The organism is Streptomyces sp. NPDC101191 (genome assembly GCF_044767915.1).
Taxonomy (GTDB): Bacteria; Actinomycetota; Actinomycetes; order Streptomycetales; family Streptomycetaceae; genus Streptomyces.
The window spans coordinates 104,540-120,619 of record NZ_JBIWOU010000007.1; the positions used below are offsets into that span (position 1 = coordinate 104,540).

14 protein-coding genes are annotated in these 16,080 nt (G+C 74.0%); 10 read left to right on the forward strand and 4 right to left on the reverse strand.

The annotated features are described in order from the left end of the window. The first annotated feature begins 275 nt into the window (after window positions 1–275). The 6 genes from ACIRQF_RS26665 (at window position 276) to ACIRQF_RS26690 (ending at window position 10,040) form a co-directional block, all read left to right on the forward strand. A complete protein-coding gene (locus ACIRQF_RS26665; protein WP_404095638.1) occupies window positions 276–2,678 on the forward strand; it encodes a molybdopterin-dependent oxidoreductase in 2,403 nt (800 codons plus the stop codon). A 121-nt stretch (window positions 2,679–2,799) separates the two neighbouring features. After that, window positions 2,800–4,323 (forward strand): CitMHS family transporter, encoded by a 1,524-nt coding sequence (locus tag ACIRQF_RS26670; protein ID WP_404095641.1) that lies wholly within the window; start codon window positions 2,800–2,802, stop codon window positions 4,321–4,323. Between the two features lie 195 nt (window positions 4,324–4,518). After that, window positions 4,519–5,202, forward strand: a complete 684-nt coding sequence (locus ACIRQF_RS26675; protein WP_389756307.1) for a hypothetical protein — start codon at window positions 4,519–4,521, stop codon at window positions 5,200–5,202. Window positions 5,203–5,365: 163 nt separating this feature from the next. Continuing rightward, complete coding sequence (locus tag ACIRQF_RS26680) at window positions 5,366–6,043, forward strand: class F sortase (protein WP_404095644.1); 678 nt, start codon at window positions 5,366–5,368, stop codon at window positions 6,041–6,043. Between the two features lie 1,473 nt (window positions 6,044–7,516). Beyond that, on the forward strand, window positions 7,517–8,908 hold the full coding sequence (locus tag ACIRQF_RS26685) for an aldehyde dehydrogenase family protein (protein ID WP_382483153.1): 1,392 nt from the start codon (window positions 7,517–7,519) through the stop codon (window positions 8,906–8,908). A gap of 52 nt (window positions 8,909–8,960) precedes the next feature. Then, the gene (locus tag ACIRQF_RS26690; protein WP_404095647.1) at window positions 8,961–10,040 is read left to right on the forward strand and encodes a Zn-dependent alcohol dehydrogenase; all 1,080 of its coding nucleotides are present in this window, start codon (window positions 8,961–8,963) and stop codon (window positions 10,038–10,040) included. Between the two features lie 232 nt (window positions 10,041–10,272). Here ACIRQF_RS26690 and ACIRQF_RS26695 read toward each other — a convergent pair whose 3' ends face one another. The 3 genes from ACIRQF_RS26695 to ACIRQF_RS26705 all read right to left on the reverse strand — a co-directional run bounded on the left by ACIRQF_RS26695 (window position 10,273) and on the right by ACIRQF_RS26705 (window position 12,719). Then, entirely contained in the window at window positions 10,273–11,211 is a 939-nt protein-coding gene (locus tag ACIRQF_RS26695; RefSeq protein WP_404095650.1) for a DMT family transporter, read from the reverse strand. 65 nt (window positions 11,212–11,276) lie between these two features. Next, the gene (locus ACIRQF_RS26700) at window positions 11,277–11,972 is read right to left on the reverse strand and encodes an ArsR/SmtB family transcription factor (RefSeq protein ID WP_404095653.1); all 696 of its coding nucleotides are present in this window, start codon (window positions 11,970–11,972) and stop codon (window positions 11,277–11,279) included. Window positions 11,973–12,056: 84 nt separating this feature from the next. Next, window positions 12,057–12,719, reverse strand: coding sequence for a TetR/AcrR family transcriptional regulator (locus ACIRQF_RS26705; protein WP_403528821.1), 663 nt, complete (start codon window positions 12,717–12,719; stop codon window positions 12,057–12,059). Between the two features lie 37 nt (window positions 12,720–12,756). Here ACIRQF_RS26705 and ACIRQF_RS26710 point away from each other — a divergent pair, with 37 nt between their 5' ends. The 3 genes from ACIRQF_RS26710 (at window position 12,757) to ACIRQF_RS26720 (ending at window position 15,032) form a co-directional block, all read left to right on the forward strand. Further along, a complete protein-coding gene (locus ACIRQF_RS26710) occupies window positions 12,757–13,932 on the forward strand; it encodes an acyl-CoA dehydrogenase family protein (protein WP_404095656.1) in 1,176 nt (391 codons plus the stop codon). Window positions 13,933–14,002: 70 nt separating this feature from the next. Beyond that, window positions 14,003–14,290 carry a YiaA/YiaB family inner membrane protein gene (locus tag ACIRQF_RS26715; RefSeq protein WP_376637179.1) on the forward strand — a complete coding sequence of 96 codons (288 nt, stop codon included), beginning with the start codon at window positions 14,003–14,005 and terminating at the stop codon, window positions 14,288–14,290. A gap of 115 nt (window positions 14,291–14,405) precedes the next feature. Next, complete coding sequence (locus ACIRQF_RS26720) at window positions 14,406–15,032, forward strand: TetR/AcrR family transcriptional regulator (protein ID WP_382483106.1); 627 nt, start codon at window positions 14,406–14,408, stop codon at window positions 15,030–15,032. Here ACIRQF_RS26720 and ACIRQF_RS26725 read toward each other — a convergent pair. Beyond that, complete coding sequence (locus ACIRQF_RS26725) at window positions 15,023–15,484, reverse strand: MaoC family dehydratase (RefSeq protein WP_404096098.1); 462 nt, start codon at window positions 15,482–15,484, stop codon at window positions 15,023–15,025. The two genes, ACIRQF_RS26720 and ACIRQF_RS26725, sit on opposite strands and share 10 nt — an antisense overlap. A 117-nt stretch (window positions 15,485–15,601) precedes the next feature. Between ACIRQF_RS26725 and soxR the strand changes: the two genes are divergently transcribed. Next, complete coding sequence (gene soxR / locus ACIRQF_RS26730) at window positions 15,602–16,066, forward strand: redox-sensitive transcriptional activator SoxR (RefSeq protein WP_376637181.1); 465 nt, start codon at window positions 15,602–15,604, stop codon at window positions 16,064–16,066. The last annotated feature ends 14 nt before the right edge of the window (window positions 16,067–16,080 follow it).

The following is a 16,080-nucleotide window of genomic DNA, read 5'->3' on the forward strand; positions in this document are numbered from 1 at the left end:
GACGCACCGGCCCGGCCGGCCGGGCCGCCGGCTCACCGCGTACGGGAGGCTGCGCTGCCGCATGGCCCGTCCGCCGTGCAGCGGCCCGGCCCGGCCCGCCCGGTCCGGCCGGTGCGCGGCAGGCGTTCCGGCCCGTTCTTCCTGATCAGGGCCCGGCCCTCCCCGTCCGAACGCCGCAGGACGCCGTCCGAAGCCGCCGGAGGCCTGTCGCACCTCCCTACCGGTCGGTATGCTCGCGCTTGCCCGCGTGCCACCGCCGCCCCAGGGAGACCGCCATGCCGGAGACGTCCAGGTCGGAGACGTCCGTGCCGGAGCCCCTCACGCCGGAGCCCCGCACGTCGGAGCCCCGCACGTCCGAGCCCCTCTCGCCGCAGGATTCCCTCCCCCCGGACTCCCTCCCCCCGGATTCCCTCACGACCTTCCCCGGCACACCGGAGGCCTCACCGACCTCCACCGCCCCGCGCATCTGCCCCCTGTGCGAGGCGACCTGCGGTCTCACCCTCACGCTCGACGCCGGGCGCGTCACGGCCGCCCGCGGCGACCGGGACGACGTCTTCAGTCAGGGTTTCATCTGTCCCAAGGGCGCCGCGTTCCCCGAGGTCGACGCCGACCCCGACCGGCTCACCGGCCCGCTCGTCCGGGAGAACGGCGTCCTGCGCGAGGCCACCTGGGACGAGGCCTTCGACCTCGTCGCGGCCCGCGTCCGCCCGCTCGTCGAAGAGCACGGTGCCGACGCCGTGGGCATCGTCCTCGGCAACCCCAACGTCCACACCGTCGCCGGCGCCCTCTACCCGCCCCTCCTCATCGGCGCCCTGCGCACCCACAACCTCTTCACCGCCTCCACGCTCGACCAGATGCCCAAGCACGTATCCAGCGGGCTGCTCTTCGGTGACGCCTTCGCGATCCCGGTGCCCGACCTCGACCGCACCGACCACCTCCTGATGCTCGGCGCCAACCCCCTGGACTCCAACGGAAGTCTGTGCACCGCCCCCGACTTCCCCGGCCGGCTCAAGGCGCTGCGCCGCCGCGGCGGCACGCTCACCGTCGTCGACCCCCGCCGCACCCGCACCGCCCGGCTCGCCGACCGCCACCTCGCCATCCGCCCCGGCGCCGACGCCCTCTTCCTGGCGGCCGTCGTCCACACCCTCTTCGCGGAGGGGCTCACGGACCTCGGTGTGCTCGACGCCCACACGGTGGAGGGGAGCGTCGAGGAAGTACGTCAGGCGGTACGGGAGTTCAGCCCCGAGGCCGTCGCCGCCGCCTGCGACCTGGACGCCGAGACCATCCGTACCACCGCCCGCGAGCTCGCCGCCGCCCCGACCGCCGCCGTCTACGGCCGGATGGGCTCGTCGACCGTGGCGTACGGCACCCTCGGCAACTGGCTCGTCGACGTGCTCAACATCCTCACCGGCAACCTCGACCGGCCCGGCGGCGCCCTCTTCCCGCTCTCCGCCACCGCCCCCGCGCCCCGTCCCGCGGGCCCCGGCAGGGGCTTCGCGCTCGGTCGCTGGGCCAGCCGGGTCTCCGGCCATCCCGAGGCCAAGGGCGAGCTGCCGCTCGCCGCCCTCGCCGAGGAGATCGACACCCCGGGGGAGGGACGCATCCGGGCCGTCGTCACCATCGCCGCCAACCCCGTCCTGTCCGCCCCGGACGGCCGACGCCTCGACGCGGCCCTGGCGTCCCTCGACTTCATGGTCGCCGTCGACCCGTACCTCAACGAGACGTCCCGGCACGCCGATGTCGTCCTGCCCCCGCCGCCGCCCTCCCAGAGCGCGCACTTCGACTTCGCCTTCAACCAGTTCGCCGTCCGCAACCAGGTCCGCTACACCCCGGCCGCCGTCCCCCTCGCGCCCGGACGCATGGACGAGTGCGAGATCCACGCCCGCCTGATCCTCGCCGTCTCCGGCATGCACGGCGCCCCGCCCTCCGCCGTCGACGACCTCGCCATCGACACGACCCTCGCCAAGGCCGTGACCCAGGACCACTCGCCGGTCCACGGGGCGGACCCCGAGGCCGTGGCCGCCTCCCTCACCGGCGCCACGGGACCCGAGCGCCGCCTCGACCTGATGCTGCGCCTCGGCCCGTACGGCCGCTCGCACGGGCTCACCCTCGACGTCCTGCGCGCCGCGCCGCACGGCATCGACCTCGGCCCACTCGCACCGCGTCTGCCCGGTCTCCTCAAAACCCGCAGCGGGCGCATCGAGCTGCTGCCCGCGCCGATCGCCGCCGACCTGCCCCGGCTGCGCGCCGCCCTCGACTCCGTACCCGAACCCGGCAGCCTCCAGCTGGTCGGCCGCCGCCATCTGCGCTCCAACAACAGCTGGCTGCACAACATCCCGGCCCTCAGCGGCGGCTCCAACCGCTGCACGCTCCAGGTCCACCCGGAGGACGCGGCCCGGCTCGGCCTGGCGGCCGGGGCGCTCGCCCGGGTCAAGGGCGAGGGCGGGGAGATCGAGGCCGAGGTGGAGGTCACCGACACCGTCCGCCGGGGCGTGGTGAGCCTTCCGCACGGCTGGGGCCACGACCGTCCCGGCACCCGGCTCGGGGTCGCCGCGGCCCGCCCCGGAGTCAACGTGAACCAGCTGCTCGACGGCTCCCGACTGGACCCGCTGTCGGGCACCGCGGTCCTCAACGGATTCCCGGTCCATGTCGGCCCCAGTGGAGCACCCATGCCGTGACCTGGGGTTTTGCTCGTATTGCTCACGCGTCAACGTCTTGTTAACGCGTGAAGCAGGCACCTACCGTCATCCGCACCGCCGCTCTGGCGGGAGTTCAAGGGTGAACGTGAGGTGTCCTCCCATGCTGACCATCCTCGGCTTCGCCATGATCGCGACCTTCCTGGTCCTGATCATGATGAAGAAGATGTCGCCGATCGCGGCGCTCGTGCTCATTCCCGCGCTGTTCTGCGTCGCCGTCGGGCAAGGGGCCCAGCTGGGCGACTACGTCATCGAGGGCGTAGGGAAGCTGGCGCCCACGGCCGCGATGCTGATGTTCGCGATCGTCTACTTCGGCGTCATGATCGATGTCGGCCTCTTCGACCCGATCGTCCGCGGCATCCTGCGCTTCTGCAAGGCCGACCCGGTGCGCGTCGTGGTCGGTACGGCGGTGCTCGCCGCCATCGTCTCGCTGGACGGCGACGGCTCGACCACCTTCATGATCACCGTCTCGGCGATGTATCCGCTCTACAAGCGCCTCGGGATGAGCCTCGTCGTCATGACGGGCGTCGCCGCCACCGCGAACGGCGTCATGAACACCCTTCCCTGGGGTGGTCCCACCGCCCGCGCGGCCACCGCGCTGAAGCTGGACGCGGCCGACATCTTCGTCCCGATGATCCCGGCGCTCGGTGCCGGGCTCCTGTTCGTCTTCGTCCTCGCCTATGTCCTCGGCCGCCGTGAGCGCAAGCGCATCGGCTACCTGAGCCTCGACGAGGTGCTGGCGCCGAAGAACGAGACGGTCCTGGTGGCGGCGGGTGCCGGTGACGTCGCCGGTGGTGTCACCAGTGACGGTGACGGGGGCGCCGGCGGTGGGCGCGCCGGCGGCCGCGGTGCCGGTAAGGCGGGCTCGGGCAAGGCGGGCTCCGGCGAGGTGGATGAGCTGGGCTCCAATGCGCTGGGCGCGCCGGGCGCGCCGGGCTCCGGGGCGGTTCCGGCCGCAGCCGGTCACGGCGCCGGTGAGGAGGGCTTCCGGGGGCTCGATCCCGAGCGCGAGACGCTGCGGCCCCGGCTCTACTGGTTCAACGCCGGGCTCACCGTCGCCCTGCTCGCCGCCATGATCACGGAGCTGCTGCCGATCCCGGTGCTCTTCCTGCTCGGCGCCGCGCTCGCGCTCACCGTGAACTACCCCAAGCCGGCCGACCAGAAAGCCCGGATCGCCGCCCACGCGGACAACGTCCTCAACGTCGCCGGCATGGTCTTCGCCGCGGCCGTCTTCACCGGCGTCCTCACCGGCACCGGCATGGTCAAGCACATGGCGGACTGGCTGGTCGGCGCCATCCCGGAGGGCATGGGCCCGCACATGGCCCTCGTCACCGGCGTGCTGAGCCTGCCGCTCACGTACTTCATGTCCAACGACGGCTTCTACTTCGGCGTCCTGCCGGTGCTCGCCGAGGCGGGAGCCGCCCACGGCGTGTCCCCGCTGGAGATCGCCCGGGCCTCCCTGGTCGGCCAGGCGCTGCACATGTCGAGCCCGCTGGTTCCGGCGGTGTACGTGCTCGTCGGCATGGCGAAGGTGGAGTTCGGCGACCACACGAGGTTCACGGTGAAGTGGGCCGCGTTGACATCGCTGGTGGTCCTGGCCGCCGGGATCCTCTTCGGGATCATCTAGGCCGGCGGGACGACCCGTCCGGCTCGGTGCGGGCCGAGCCGGACGGGGATCCGGGCGGGGGCGATCCGGGCGGGGCCGGACGGGTGGAAGTCGGAGGGCGGCGCGGCCACGTTGCCACCCTCCGTGGTGAAGGGGTGACAAATAGTCAGATTATCGGCCGATTACATCCGATGTCTGAACTGGAGGAAATCCCGCATGACCGTCACGGCTCTCCGTCCCCTGCTGTCCACCGCCGCGACCGCACTGGCCATCGGCTCCCTCGCCCTCGGGGGCGCGCCCATGGCCCATGCCGCCCCGGGCGACAACGGCGACGTCAAGACCCACAACGTGGGCACGGCCCCCAACGACCAGAGGGACGAGCCGAAGGTGTGCCGGTTCTACCTCGCCGCCTTCAACTTCGACACCCTCCAGGAAGTCGACTACTCGATCGCGCCGCAGCCGCCCAGGGCGGACGGCCCCACCCTCAGCGGCCACATCACCCTCAGCTCGGGGCAGGGCCAGACCGGGGAACTCGCCCTTCCCAACGGCATGTACAAGCTCGACTGGACCTTCGAGGGCGAGAACGGTGCCGGCAAGAGCAAGGTCTTCCAGGTCATCTGCCCCACCGCCCCGCCGACGAACCCGCCCACCAACCCGCCGACGAACCCTCCCACCACCGGTGGCGGTGACAACGGCGGCGGCAACGGCGGCGGACACGGGTACCACAAGCCTCCCCACGGCCCCGTTGGCGCCGGTGGTGGCGGAGCCTCCGACGGCACCGCCCCCGCCGATGACAGCTCCGCCTTCGGTGTCGGATCGGCCATCGCGGCGGGCCTCGCGGGTACCGCCGGTCTGATCCTCGTCCGTCGTTCGCGCCGCCGCAACGATGGCGCCGCGTAGGTCCGTTCTCCCGCGGGGGACGGATCCCGTCGGCCGGGCCCAGGCCTCGTCCCCGTACGAGCGGAGCCCGCGCCGGCGCCACCCGCGCGGGCCCGTCCGACGCGGCCGCACCACGCGCCGGCAGCGCCGGGTCCTCCGGCTCACCAGAACCTTCGCCCTGACCGTGTCCCTGGTCGTCGGCGGCGTCTGGTGGGCCCAGGGGGAGGAGCCGACCGGCCCCGCGCTGGCCGCCGGGCCCACCCCGCGCGGCGTCGCGGGCCCCGTCGACAGCCCCAAGGAGACCCCCCGGAAGGCCACGGCCACCCCCCGGAAGCCGGCGGCCACCCCGAGGAAGGCCGCGGTCGCACCCCGGGCGCAGCCCGCCCCCGCACCCCTGGGCCGTTCCCGGCCGACGACCCTCGCCATCCCCGCGATCACCATCGAGGCACCCGTCCTGGGGCTCGACCTCGACAAGTCCGGTCAGCTCGCCACCCCGCCCGTCGACAACCCGCAGGTCGTCGGCTGGTACGCGAGCGGCGTGACGCCCGGGGAACGCGGTACCGCCGTCGTCGTCGGCCATCGGGACACCCGTACCGGCCCGGCGATCTTCCTCAACCTCAACTCCCTCAGCCCCGGCAACACCGTCCGCGTCGCCCGCGCCGACGGCCGTGTCGCCGTCTTCACGGTCGACCGGGTCCGTACGTACGCCAAGGCGGCCTTCCCCGACGAGGAGGTGTACGGCACCACCGGCCGGCCCGAACTCCGCCTGCTCACCTGCGGCGGAAACTTCGACCGCAAGGGGGGCTACGCCTCGAACATCGTGGTCTTCGCCCACCTCACCGACGTCGATCGCCAGATCTGATCGGGGGCCCGCTCCTCGCTTCGGGCGCATCGCGCCGGATCGGGGGGCGGGTACCGACAGGGCTCCGGCCCTGGTGCTGGCATGTGTCGTGAGGGCCGGTGAAGGAGTACGGGGCGGCTGCGACGCCGCACCGACACGCGAGCGACTGCCGGGCTGCCGCACCCCCGCGGCCCGGCGGCGGGAGCCGCGGCCGGAGGGCCTGCGCGGGCGGCGTGGCGACAATGTGCCAACCGCTTCCGCGCTCGCGGGCGGGCGCGCAGGATGGGAGAGGAGCCGGAAAGAGCCCGCGTCCGCCGTGTGGAGATCGTCCGGCGCCACCTCACGGGCCGCTCCGCCACCGGTTCGGCGAGCAGCCCCGCCGTCGCCCGGAACAGCCGGTCCCGCTCCTCCTCGGGACCGCGCCCCGGCTCCGGGCGCCCCGCCCCAAGGACGGCAGCAGGGTGGGCGGTTCGGGATGCTCCGCACCCGCACGGGCCCGCTCCGCGGCCGGCCGGTCCGCCGGCCAGCCGTCCGGGGCCTCGGCGCAGGGGCGTCGCGCCGCCGCACCCGGCCGCGCCCCGCTCCCGGCCGTGCCCCGCTCCCGGCCGTGCCCCGCTCCCGGCCGTGCCCCGCTCCCGGCCGCGCGCCGCTCCCGGCCGCGCGCCGCTCCCGGCCGCGCGCCGCTCCCGGCCGCGCGCCGCTCCCGGCTCCCGGCCGCGCGCCGGGCCGCCTCGCCGACGAGCCGGGTCCTGCCGTGCCCTGCCTCGCCGGTCAGCAGGGAGACGGACGCGTTGTCCCTCCCGCACCAGGGAGGAGGGAGGGCCGTCCGTCGCCGACACCGGGCGAGCCCCTCGTTGCGCCCGCACGCCCGCACGCCCGCACGCCCGCCCGCACCGCCCGCCCGCACGCCCACGCTCCCGTGCGGCGGCGACCGGCGAGCCGGCGTGCAGAGAGCGGCACCTGTCCGGGTCGTGCCCGGCGGTGGTGTGGGCGGAGTCCCGAGGGTCGGTCTCCGTCCGAGCCGTGTCGGGCGGGGGCGTGCCGGTGCGCCGAGGCGGGGCGCCTGGGGTCGTCTCCGTCCGGGCTGAGCCCTCGGCGCCCGCGGTGAAGCGGCCGAACACCTCGGCGGTGAACGGGCGGTCGGGTGGTGGTACCGGCTCGCCGGGAGTCGGTCTCCGTCCGGGTGGGCCGTGGACAGGGCGGGGTGCCGGGGGCGACGATCGGTCCGTACCCGGGAGAAGGGGCCTGGCGCCGGAAAACTAACAGCGCTAGTTTGGGAGTCCCGCGAGCAGCCCGGGCCGGCCCACGCGCCACCCGGAGCGGTTGCGGGGCCCGGCCGACGCCCGACGGCTCCGGCCGACCGCAGGACCCGGCCGCCGGCCGTACGCGTCACCGTGCCCGGCCCCGGCCACCCGCGTCCGCGCGCGCCCGGCTCCGGCCGTGGGCGTACGACGCGGCCGCACCACCGCCCCGACCAGCGAGGAGAGACAGCGGATGATGGCCCACGACGCGATGTACATCGGCGGGGAGTGGCGCGCCGCCGCCTCCACGGAGACCGTCGCCGTGCTGGACCCGGCCACCGAAGAGGTCGTCGCCCACGTGCCGGCCGGCAACGCCGAGGACGTCGACGCCGCCGTGCGTGCCGCCCGGGCCGCCTTCCCCGGCTGGGCCGCCACCCCGCCCGCCGAGCGGGCCGCCCGGCTCGCCGCCCTGCGCGACGCGCTCGCCGCCCGGGCCGAGGAGATCGCCGCCACGGTGACGACCGAACTCGGCGCCCCGCCGCAGCTCGCGGCCGCCGTGCACACCGGACTGCCGATCGCCGTGGCCGGCTCGTACGCCGAACTCGCCGCGACCCACCCCTTCGAGGAGAAGGTCGGCAACTCCACCGTCTACTCCGAGCCGGTCGGCGTCGTCGCCGCGATCACCCCCTGGAACTACCCGCTGCACCAGATCGTCGCGAAGGTCGCCCCGGCCCTCGCCGCCGGTTGCACGATCGTCCTGAAGCCCGCCGAGGACACCCCGCTGACCGCCCAGCTGTTCGCCGAGGCCGTTCACGCGGCGGGCGTCCCGGCAGGCGTCTTCAACCTCGTTACCGGCCTCGGCACGGTGGCCGGTCAGGCGCTCGCCGAGCACCCCGACGTCGACCTCGTCTCGTTCACGGGCTCCACGGCCGTCGGCAGGAAGATCGGCGCGCTCGCCGGCGGCGCGGTCAAGCGGGTCGCCCTGGAGCTGGGCGGCAAGTCCGCCAACGTGATCCTGCCGAGCGCCGACCTCGGCAAGGCCGTGGCCGTCGGCGTCGCCAACGTCATGTCCAACTCCGGCCAGACGTGCAGCGCCTGGACGCGGATGCTGGTCCCCGCGGACCGGTACGACGAGGCGGTCGAGCTGGCGGCCGCGGCCGTCGCCAAGTACGTCCCCGGCGAGCGCGTCGGCCCGCTGGTCAACGCCAGGCAGCGGGACCGGGTCCGCGGCTACATCGAGCAGGGCGTCGCAGAGGGCGCCCGGATCGTCGCGGGCGGCCCCGAGGCACCGCGCGAGACGGGCTACTACGTCGCCCCCACCGTCTTCGCCGACGTCACCCCCGAGATGACCATCGCCCAGGAGGAGATCTTCGGCCCGGTCGTCTCGATCATTCGCTACGAGGACGAGGCCGACGCCCTCGCCATCGCCAACGGCACCGTGTACGGGCTCGCCGGCGCGGTCTGGGGCGAGCCGGAGGAAGCGGTCGCCTTCGCCCGCCGTATGGAGACCGGCCAGGTCGACATCAACGGCGGCCGCTTCAACCCGCTGGCCCCGTTCGGCGGCTGGAAGCAGTCCGGCGTGGGCCGCGAGCTCGGGGCGCACGGCCTCGCCGAGTACCTCCAGACCAAGTCCCTGCAGTTCTGAGTCCTCGCCGTCCCGAGTCCCCGCAGTGCTGAGCAACCGAGGAGACACGAGCGTGATCCGCGCCGCCGTCCTGCCCGCCGTGGGCTCTCCCCTGGAGATCACCGGCATCGAACTGCCCGAACCCGGCCCGGGTCAGGTGCGGATCCGGCTCGCCGCCGCCGGCGTCTGCCACTCCGACCTGTCGCTGTCCAACGGCACCATGCGGGTCCCCGTGCCCGCCGTCCTCGGCCACGAGGGCGCCGGCACGGTCGTCTCCGTCGGCGAGGGCGTCACGCATGTGGCCCCCGGCGACGGGGTCGTCCTCAACTGGGCGCCGTCCTGTGGCACCTGCCGTCCCTGCACGCTGGGGGAGGTCTGGCTCTGCGTGAACGCGCTGGCCGGCTCCGCGAACGTGTACGCCCGCACCGAGGACGGCACCGAGCTCCACCCCGGGCTCAACGTCGCCGCCTTCGCCGAGGAGACCGTCGTCGCGGCGAACTGCGTGCTGCCCGTGCCCGACGGCGTCCCCCTCACCGACGCCGCCCTGCTCGGCTGCGCGGTCCTCACCGGCTGGGGCGCCGTGCACCACTCCGCCCGGGTGCGCGAGGGCGAGACCGTCGCGGTCTTCGGGGTCGGCGGCGTCGGCCTCGCGACCCTGCAGGCCGCCAGGATCGCCGGGGCCTCGACGATCGTCGCCGTCGACGTGTCGCCCGAGAAGGAGGCCCTGGCGCGGGCCGCCGGAGCCACCGAGTACGTCGTCGCCTCCGACGCCACCGCCAAGGACATCCGGAAACTGACGGGCGGCCACGGCGTCGACGTCTCCGTCGAGTGCGTGGGCCGCGCCGCCACCATCCGCGCCGCCTGGGACGCCACCCGGCGCGGCGGCCGAACCACGGTCGTCGGCATCGGCGGCAAGGAGCAGCAGGTCACCTTCCACGCCCTGGAGATCTTCCACTGGGGCCGTACGCTGTCCGGCTGCGTCTACGGCAACTCCGACCCGGCGAAGGACCTCCCGGTCCTCGCGGAGCACATCCGCGCCGGCCGCCTCGACCTGAGCGCCCTGGTCACCGAACGCATCACCCTGGAGGGCATCCCGGGCGCCTTCGACAACATGCTGGCGGGCAAGGGCGGCCGCGCGCTCGTCGTCTTCTAGGGCGGCTCTGCTTCTCCAGGGCTCCTGCTTCTCCGGGGCCTCCGCCCCTACCGGGCCTCCGCCCCTACCGGGCCTCCGCCCCTACCGGGCCTCCGCCCTACCGGGCCTCCGCCCTACCGGGCCTCCGCCCTACCGGGCCTCCGCCCTACCGGGCCTCCGCCCCTACCGGACCTCCGCTCCTTCGGGGCCCCCTTCTACCGGGGCCCCGAGCCGGTCAGCCGCCCCGCGGACCTCAGGCCGTCTCCTTCTGGGCGGCCGGCTCCGCCGTCCCGGTCGGGGGCGCCACGGCGCCCTTCGGCCGGGACCGCGACACCGCCACGCCCGCCAGGCACAGCGCGCCGCCGGCGAGCGTGAGCAGCGCCGGCAGCTCGCCGAGCAGCACCCAGGCCATCAGGACCACCAGCGCGGGCACGGCGTAGGTCGTCGCGCCCATCCGCCCGGCCGTCGTCCGGGCCAGGGCGTAGGCCCAGGTGGTGAACGCGAGGGCGGTCGGGAACACGCCGAGGTAGAGCATGTTGAGGGTCGCCGACAACGGGGCCTCGGCCGCCTCCCGGACGAGCTGACCGGCGAACGGCAGGCAGGCCACGGCGCCGACCAGGCAGCCGAACGTGGTCACCTGCAGCGCGCTGCCGTGCGCGAGCGCGGGCTTCTGGGCGACGACCCCACCGGCGTACGCCATCGCCGCGACGAGACAGAGCACGACGCCGAGGACCGAGGCGTGGCTCTTGCCGGAGCCGCCCGACATCGAGAGCCCGACGGCCACCGCGCCGGCGAAGGAGACGCCCATGCCGGCGAGCAGCCGGGGCGGCAGGGTCTCGCCGAGCACCTTCGCGCCCAGCAGGGCGATCATGATCGGTCCGATGTTCACGACCATCGCGGCCGTGCCCGCGTCGACCTCCTGCTCGCCCCAGTTGAGCACCACCATGTAGACGCCGAACCAGAGGAGTCCGGACACGGCGATGCCCTTCCAGGCGGCGCGCGGCGGCAGCCCCTCGCGCCGTACCAGGAGGACGAGCCCGAGGACGAGGGAACCGGCGAGGAGCCGGCCCAGGGCCAGGGCGCCGGGGGAGTAGGCGGCGCCCGCGCTGCGGATCGAGACGAAGGCGGAGGCCCACAGGACGACGGTGACCCCGGCGGCGGCGAGGGCGAGACGGGAGGTTCGGTTCGGCATGGGACGACCGTAGGGCGCGGACCGTTCGGCGGTCACCGCAATATCGCCCGCGGGCGCGGGGCGGGTCATCGCAGCGCCGCCTGCTCGATGCCGAGGGCGGTGTGCAGCGCCCGCTCGCCCTCCGCGGTCACCTTCACCGCGCGTTCGGACCCGATCCGTACGCACCACCCGGCGTCCATGGCGTGCCGGCACAGGGCCGCGCCGGCCAGCCCGGCGAGGTGCGGCTTGCGCTCGGTCCAGTCCAGGCAGCCGCGCGCGAGGGGCCGCCGCCCGGTGGCCACGAGGGGGATGCCCTGCTCCTCGAACCAGGCCAGACCCCCGTCGGTGAGCGCGAAGCCGGTGTCCTGGCGCAGCAGTCCCTGTACGGTCATCGCCTCCGTGACGGCGATCCCGAGCCGCCCGGCGAGGTGGTCGTAACAGGTCCGGCCGCGCGCCATCGCCTGCCCGGCGCTCGCGGCCCGCAGGGTGCGCGGCGTCTCCGGCACGGCGGGTTCGGAGCGGGCGGCGAGGTCCTCGACGAGGTGGGCGACGCCGGCGTCGGCGAGCCGTACGTAACGGTGCCGGCCCTGCCGCTCCTCGGCGAGCACCCCGCCCGCGACCAGCTTCCCGAGGTGTTCGCTGGTGGTCGAGGGCGCCACCCGCGCGTGCCGGGCCAGCTCGCCCGCCGTCCAGGCCCGCCCGTCGAGCAGGGCGAGCAGGAAGGCGGCGCGGGTCTCGTCGGCGAAGAGGGCGGCGAGGGAGGCGAGGTCTTTGGCGGCCATCTCCCCAGGATGCCGCAGCGACCCTTCGGCGCCGACCGAAGTCTTCCGGGGCTCCGGCGCCGCCCGCCGCGGCTCGGCCCGCCGCTACGCGTCCTGCCCCGCCCCGCACGCCGCGTACTGCGTCTCCAGGCCGTCGAGCAGGGCCCGCAGGCCCGTGGTGAAGGCGCCCTCGTCGACCTTCTCGCGGTGCTCGGCGAGCAGGTGCGCCTGGCCGAGGTGCGGGTAGTCGGCGGGGTCGTACGCGGTCTCGTCGTCGACGAAGCCGCGGGCGAAGGAGCCGAGCGCGGAGCCGGTGACGAAGTACCGCATCAGGGCGCCGATGTACGTGGCCTGGGCCGGCGGCCAGCCCGCGCGGACCATCGCGCCGAAGACCGCGTCGGCGACCTTGAGGCCCGCCGGGCGGCGGCCCGGGCCCTGGGCGAGGACGGGGACCACGTTGGGGTGGTCGGCGAGTGCGGCACGGTAGGACACCGCCCAGTCGTGCAGCGCCGTGCGCCAGTCCCGGGGGTCGTCCGGCGTGAACATCGACAGGTCGACCTTCGCGCTGACCGCGTCCGCGACGGCGTCCAGGATCTCGTCCTTGGTGCGGAAGTGGTTGTAGAGGGAGGGGCCGCTCACGCCCAGTTCGGCCGCGAGCCGCCGGGTCGACAGGGCGTCGAGCCCCTCGGCGTCCACGAGCGCGCCCGCCGTCTCGACGATGCGGTCTCGGCTGAGGAGGGGCTTGCGCGGTCGGGCCATGGCGCACATAGTAGGCGGGGCCAGAAAAACTAGCAGTGGTAATTAAATGGGACCGGGACGGGGTGGCGCGGTGAATCTGGAGCTCAGTGAGGAGCAGCAGGCCGTACGGGAGCTCGCCGAGGACTTCGTCGCCCGTGAGGTCGCCCCGCACGCCGTCGAGTGGGACCGCGCCGAGGACGTCGACCGCGCGATCGTGAAGAAGCTCGGCGCCGTCGGCTTCCTCGGCCTGACGATCCCCGAGGAGTACGGCGGCTCCGGCGGCGACCACCTCTCCTACTGCCTCGTCACCGAGGAACTGGGCCGCGGCGACTCCTCGGTCCGCGGCATCGTCTCCGTCTCCCTCGGCCTGGTCGCCAAGACCATCGCCTCCTGGGGGGACGACGAGCAGAAGCGGACCTGGCTGCCCCGGCTCGCCTCCGGCGACGCCCTCGGCTGCTTCGGCCTCACCGAGCCGGAAACCGGCTCGGATGCCGGGAACCTGGCCACCCGCGCGGTCCGCGACGGCGACGCGTACGTGATCAACGGCAGCAAGATGTTCATCACCAACGGCACCTGGGCCGACGTGGTCCTGCTGTTCGCCCGCACCAACGACACCCCCGGCCACAAGGGCGTCTCCGCCTTCCTCGTCCCCACCGACACCCCAGGCCTCACCCGCCGCGCCATCCACGGCAAGCTCGGACTGCGCGGCCAGGCCACCGCCGAACTCGTCCTTCAGGACGTCCGCGTCCCGGCGAGCGCCATGCTCGGCCCGGAGGGCAAGGGCTTCTCCCTCGCCATGTCCGCCCTGGCCAAGGGGCGCATGTCGGTCGCGGCCGGCTGTGTCGGCATCGCCCAGGCCGCCCTCGACGCGGCGGTCCGCTACGCGGGCGAACGCGAGCAGTTCGGCAAGCCGATCGCCTCGTACCAGCTGGTCCAGGAGCTCATCAGCGACATCGCCGTCGACGTGGACGCGGCCCGGCTGCTGACCTGGCGCGTCGCCGACCTCATCGACCGGGGCGAGGAGTTCGCCACGGCCGCGTCGAAGGCCAAGCTGTACGCCTCCGAGGCCGCCGTCCGCTCGGCGAACAACGCCCTCCAGGTCTTCGGCGGCTACGGCTACATCGACGAGTACCCGGTCGGCAAGCTGCTCCGGGACGCTCGGGTGATGACCCTCTACGAGGGCACCAGTCAGATCCAGAAGCTCATCATCGGGCGGGCGCTGACGGGCGTCTCGGCGTTCTGAGTACCCGCCGTACGGCCCTGAGTATCCGGGCGGATGCGGCCGCGGCCGCATCCGCCCGATGCTGTCCGGCATGAGCGACACACCGGTCAAGCAGCAGAACACAGCCGCCTACTACGCGCAGGCCGTCATCTCCTTCGGCCTCGCGCTCCTCGCCGTCGGCATCGGCGTCTACAAGCTGGACGCGAGCGCCTGGGTACGGGCCTTCCTCGCCATCTCGGTGCTCTACCTCACCACGTCCGCCTTCACCCTCGCCAAGGTCGTCCGTGACCGGCAGGAGGCGGGGCAGATCGTCAGCCGGGTCGACCAGGCCCGCCTGGAGAAGCTGCTCGCCGAGCACGACCCGTTCCAGAACCACTGAGCCCGGAACCACTGAACGGAACGCCCTGAAGATCCGTGATGCCGCGAGACCCTAAGCGCTTGCTCAGCTTCGTTGTATGGTGTTCGTCCTTGGACGGCCCGAGAAGGAGTGTGCGATGAGCGCGGCGGAGGAGACCCCCGGCGGCGAGGAGATGCCGTGGGGCGAGGTCACGCCCGAGGCCGCCCGGCGCCTGCTGGTCGCGGCCGTCGAGGCGTTCGCCGAGCGCGGATACCACGCCACCACGACCCGGGACATCGCGGGACGGGCCGGCATGAGCCCGGCCGCGCTCTACATCCACTACAAGACCAAGGAAGAGCTGCTCCACCGGATCAGCCGGATCGGTCACGACAAGGCCCTGGAGATCCTGCAGGCGGCCGCCGACGGCGACGGTACGGCCGCCGAGCGGCTCGCCGACGCCGTGCGGTCCTTCGTCCGCTGGCACGCCGAGCGGCACACCACCGCCCGGGTCGTGCAGTACGAACTCGACGCCCTCGGTCCCGAGCACCGCGACGAGATCGTGGCGCTGCGCCGCGAGTCGGACGCCACCGTGCGGCGGATCATCAACGAGGGAGTGGCGTCCGGGGAGTTCGACGTCCCGGACGTCGCCGGCACGACGGTCGCGGTGCTGTCCCTCTGCATCGACGTCTCACGCTGGTTCAACACCCAGGGCCGCCGGACCCCCGACGAGGTCGGCGCGCTGTACGCCGACCTCGTGCTGCGGATGGTGGGCGTTCAGAAGTAGTAGCGGGAGACCGACTCGGCGACGCACACCGGCTTGTCGCCGCCCTCGCGCTCCACGGTCACCGTCGCCGTGACCTGCACCCCGCCGCCGGCCTCCGTCACCTCGGTCAGGACAGCGGTGGCGCGCAGCCGCGAGCCGACCGGTACGGGGGACGGGAAGCGGACCTTGTTGGTGCCGTAGTTGATGCCCATCTTCATGCCCTCGACGCGCAGGACCTGCGGGACGAAGGTCGGCAGCAGCGACAGCGTGAGGTAGCCGTGCGCGATGGTCTTCCCGAACGGGCCGGTCGCGGCGCGCTCCGGGTCGACGTGGATCCACTGGTGATCGCCCGTTGCCTCGGCGAACTGGTCGATCCGCTTCTGCTCGATCTCCAGCCACTCGCTGTGTCCCAGCTGCTCGCCGACCCCGGCGCGCAGCTCCTCGGCGGAGGTGAAGATCCTCGGCTCGACCATGTTCCTCGTCCCGTCTCTCGGCAGTCTCACAGGTGATGTCTAAGCGCTTGCTCAGGATGTGCGGGAAGGGCTCGCCTTGTCAACGGAACCGAACGGTCCTGACGTAGGCTCGACCGGGTGCCGCAGATTCCCGAGAAGATCCACGAGCTCACCGTCGGCCAGCTCTCCGCGCGCAGCGGGGCGGCCGTCTCGGCCCTCCACTTCTACGAGTCGAAGGGTCTGATCAGCAGCCGCCGCACCAGCGGCAACCAGCGCCGCTACGGCCGCGACATCCTGCGCCGGGTCGCCTTCATCCGGGCCGCCCAGCGGGTCGGCATCCCGCTCGCCACCGTCCGCGCCGCCCTCGCGCAGCTCCCCGAGGAGCGCACGCCCACGCACGAGGACTGGGCCCGGCTCTCGGCGACCTGGCGGACGGAGCTCGACGAGCGGATCACGCAGCTCGGCCGGCTGCGCGACCACCTGAGCGACTGCATCGGCTGCGGCTGTCTGTCGCTGGAGAACTGCGTCCTCTCCAACCCCGACGACGTCTTCGGCGAGCGCCTGACCGGCTCGCGCCTGCTGCCCGAGCGCAAGCAGGACTGACGGGGCGGGGACGC

Bases quoted from the DNA above. Each gene is read 5' to 3' on its own strand.
- ACIRQF_RS26665 (WP_404095638.1), top strand. From the start codon at position 276: ATGCCGGAGACGTCCAGGTCGGAGACGTCCGTGCCGGAGCCCCTCACG.
- ACIRQF_RS26670 (WP_404095641.1), top strand. From the start codon at position 2,800: ATGCTGACCATCCTCGGCTTCGCCATGATCGCGACCTTCCTGGTCCTG.
- ACIRQF_RS26675 (WP_389756307.1), top strand. From the start codon at position 4,519: ATGACCGTCACGGCTCTCCGTCCCCTGCTGTCCACCGCCGCGACCGCA.
- ACIRQF_RS26685 (WP_382483153.1), top strand. From the start codon at position 7,517: ATGATGGCCCACGACGCGATGTACATCGGCGGGGAGTGGCGCGCCGCC.
- ACIRQF_RS26695 (WP_404095650.1), bottom strand. From the start codon at position 11,211: ATGCCGAACCGAACCTCCCGTCTCGCCCTCGCCGCCGCCGGGGTCACC.
- ACIRQF_RS26700 (WP_404095653.1), bottom strand. From the start codon at position 11,972: ATGGCCGCCAAAGACCTCGCCTCCCTCGCCGCCCTCTTCGCCGACGAG.
- ACIRQF_RS26705 (WP_403528821.1), bottom strand. From the start codon at position 12,719: ATGTGCGCCATGGCCCGACCGCGCAAGCCCCTCCTCAGCCGAGACCGC.
- ACIRQF_RS26710 (WP_404095656.1), top strand. From the start codon at position 12,757: ATGGGACCGGGACGGGGTGGCGCGGTGAATCTGGAGCTCAGTGAGGAG.
- ACIRQF_RS26715 (WP_376637179.1), top strand. From the start codon at position 14,003: ATGAGCGACACACCGGTCAAGCAGCAGAACACAGCCGCCTACTACGCG.
- ACIRQF_RS26720 (WP_382483106.1), top strand. From the start codon at position 14,406: ATGAGCGCGGCGGAGGAGACCCCCGGCGGCGAGGAGATGCCGTGGGGC.
- ACIRQF_RS26725 (WP_404096098.1), bottom strand. From the start codon at position 15,484: ATGGTCGAGCCGAGGATCTTCACCTCCGCCGAGGAGCTGCGCGCCGGG.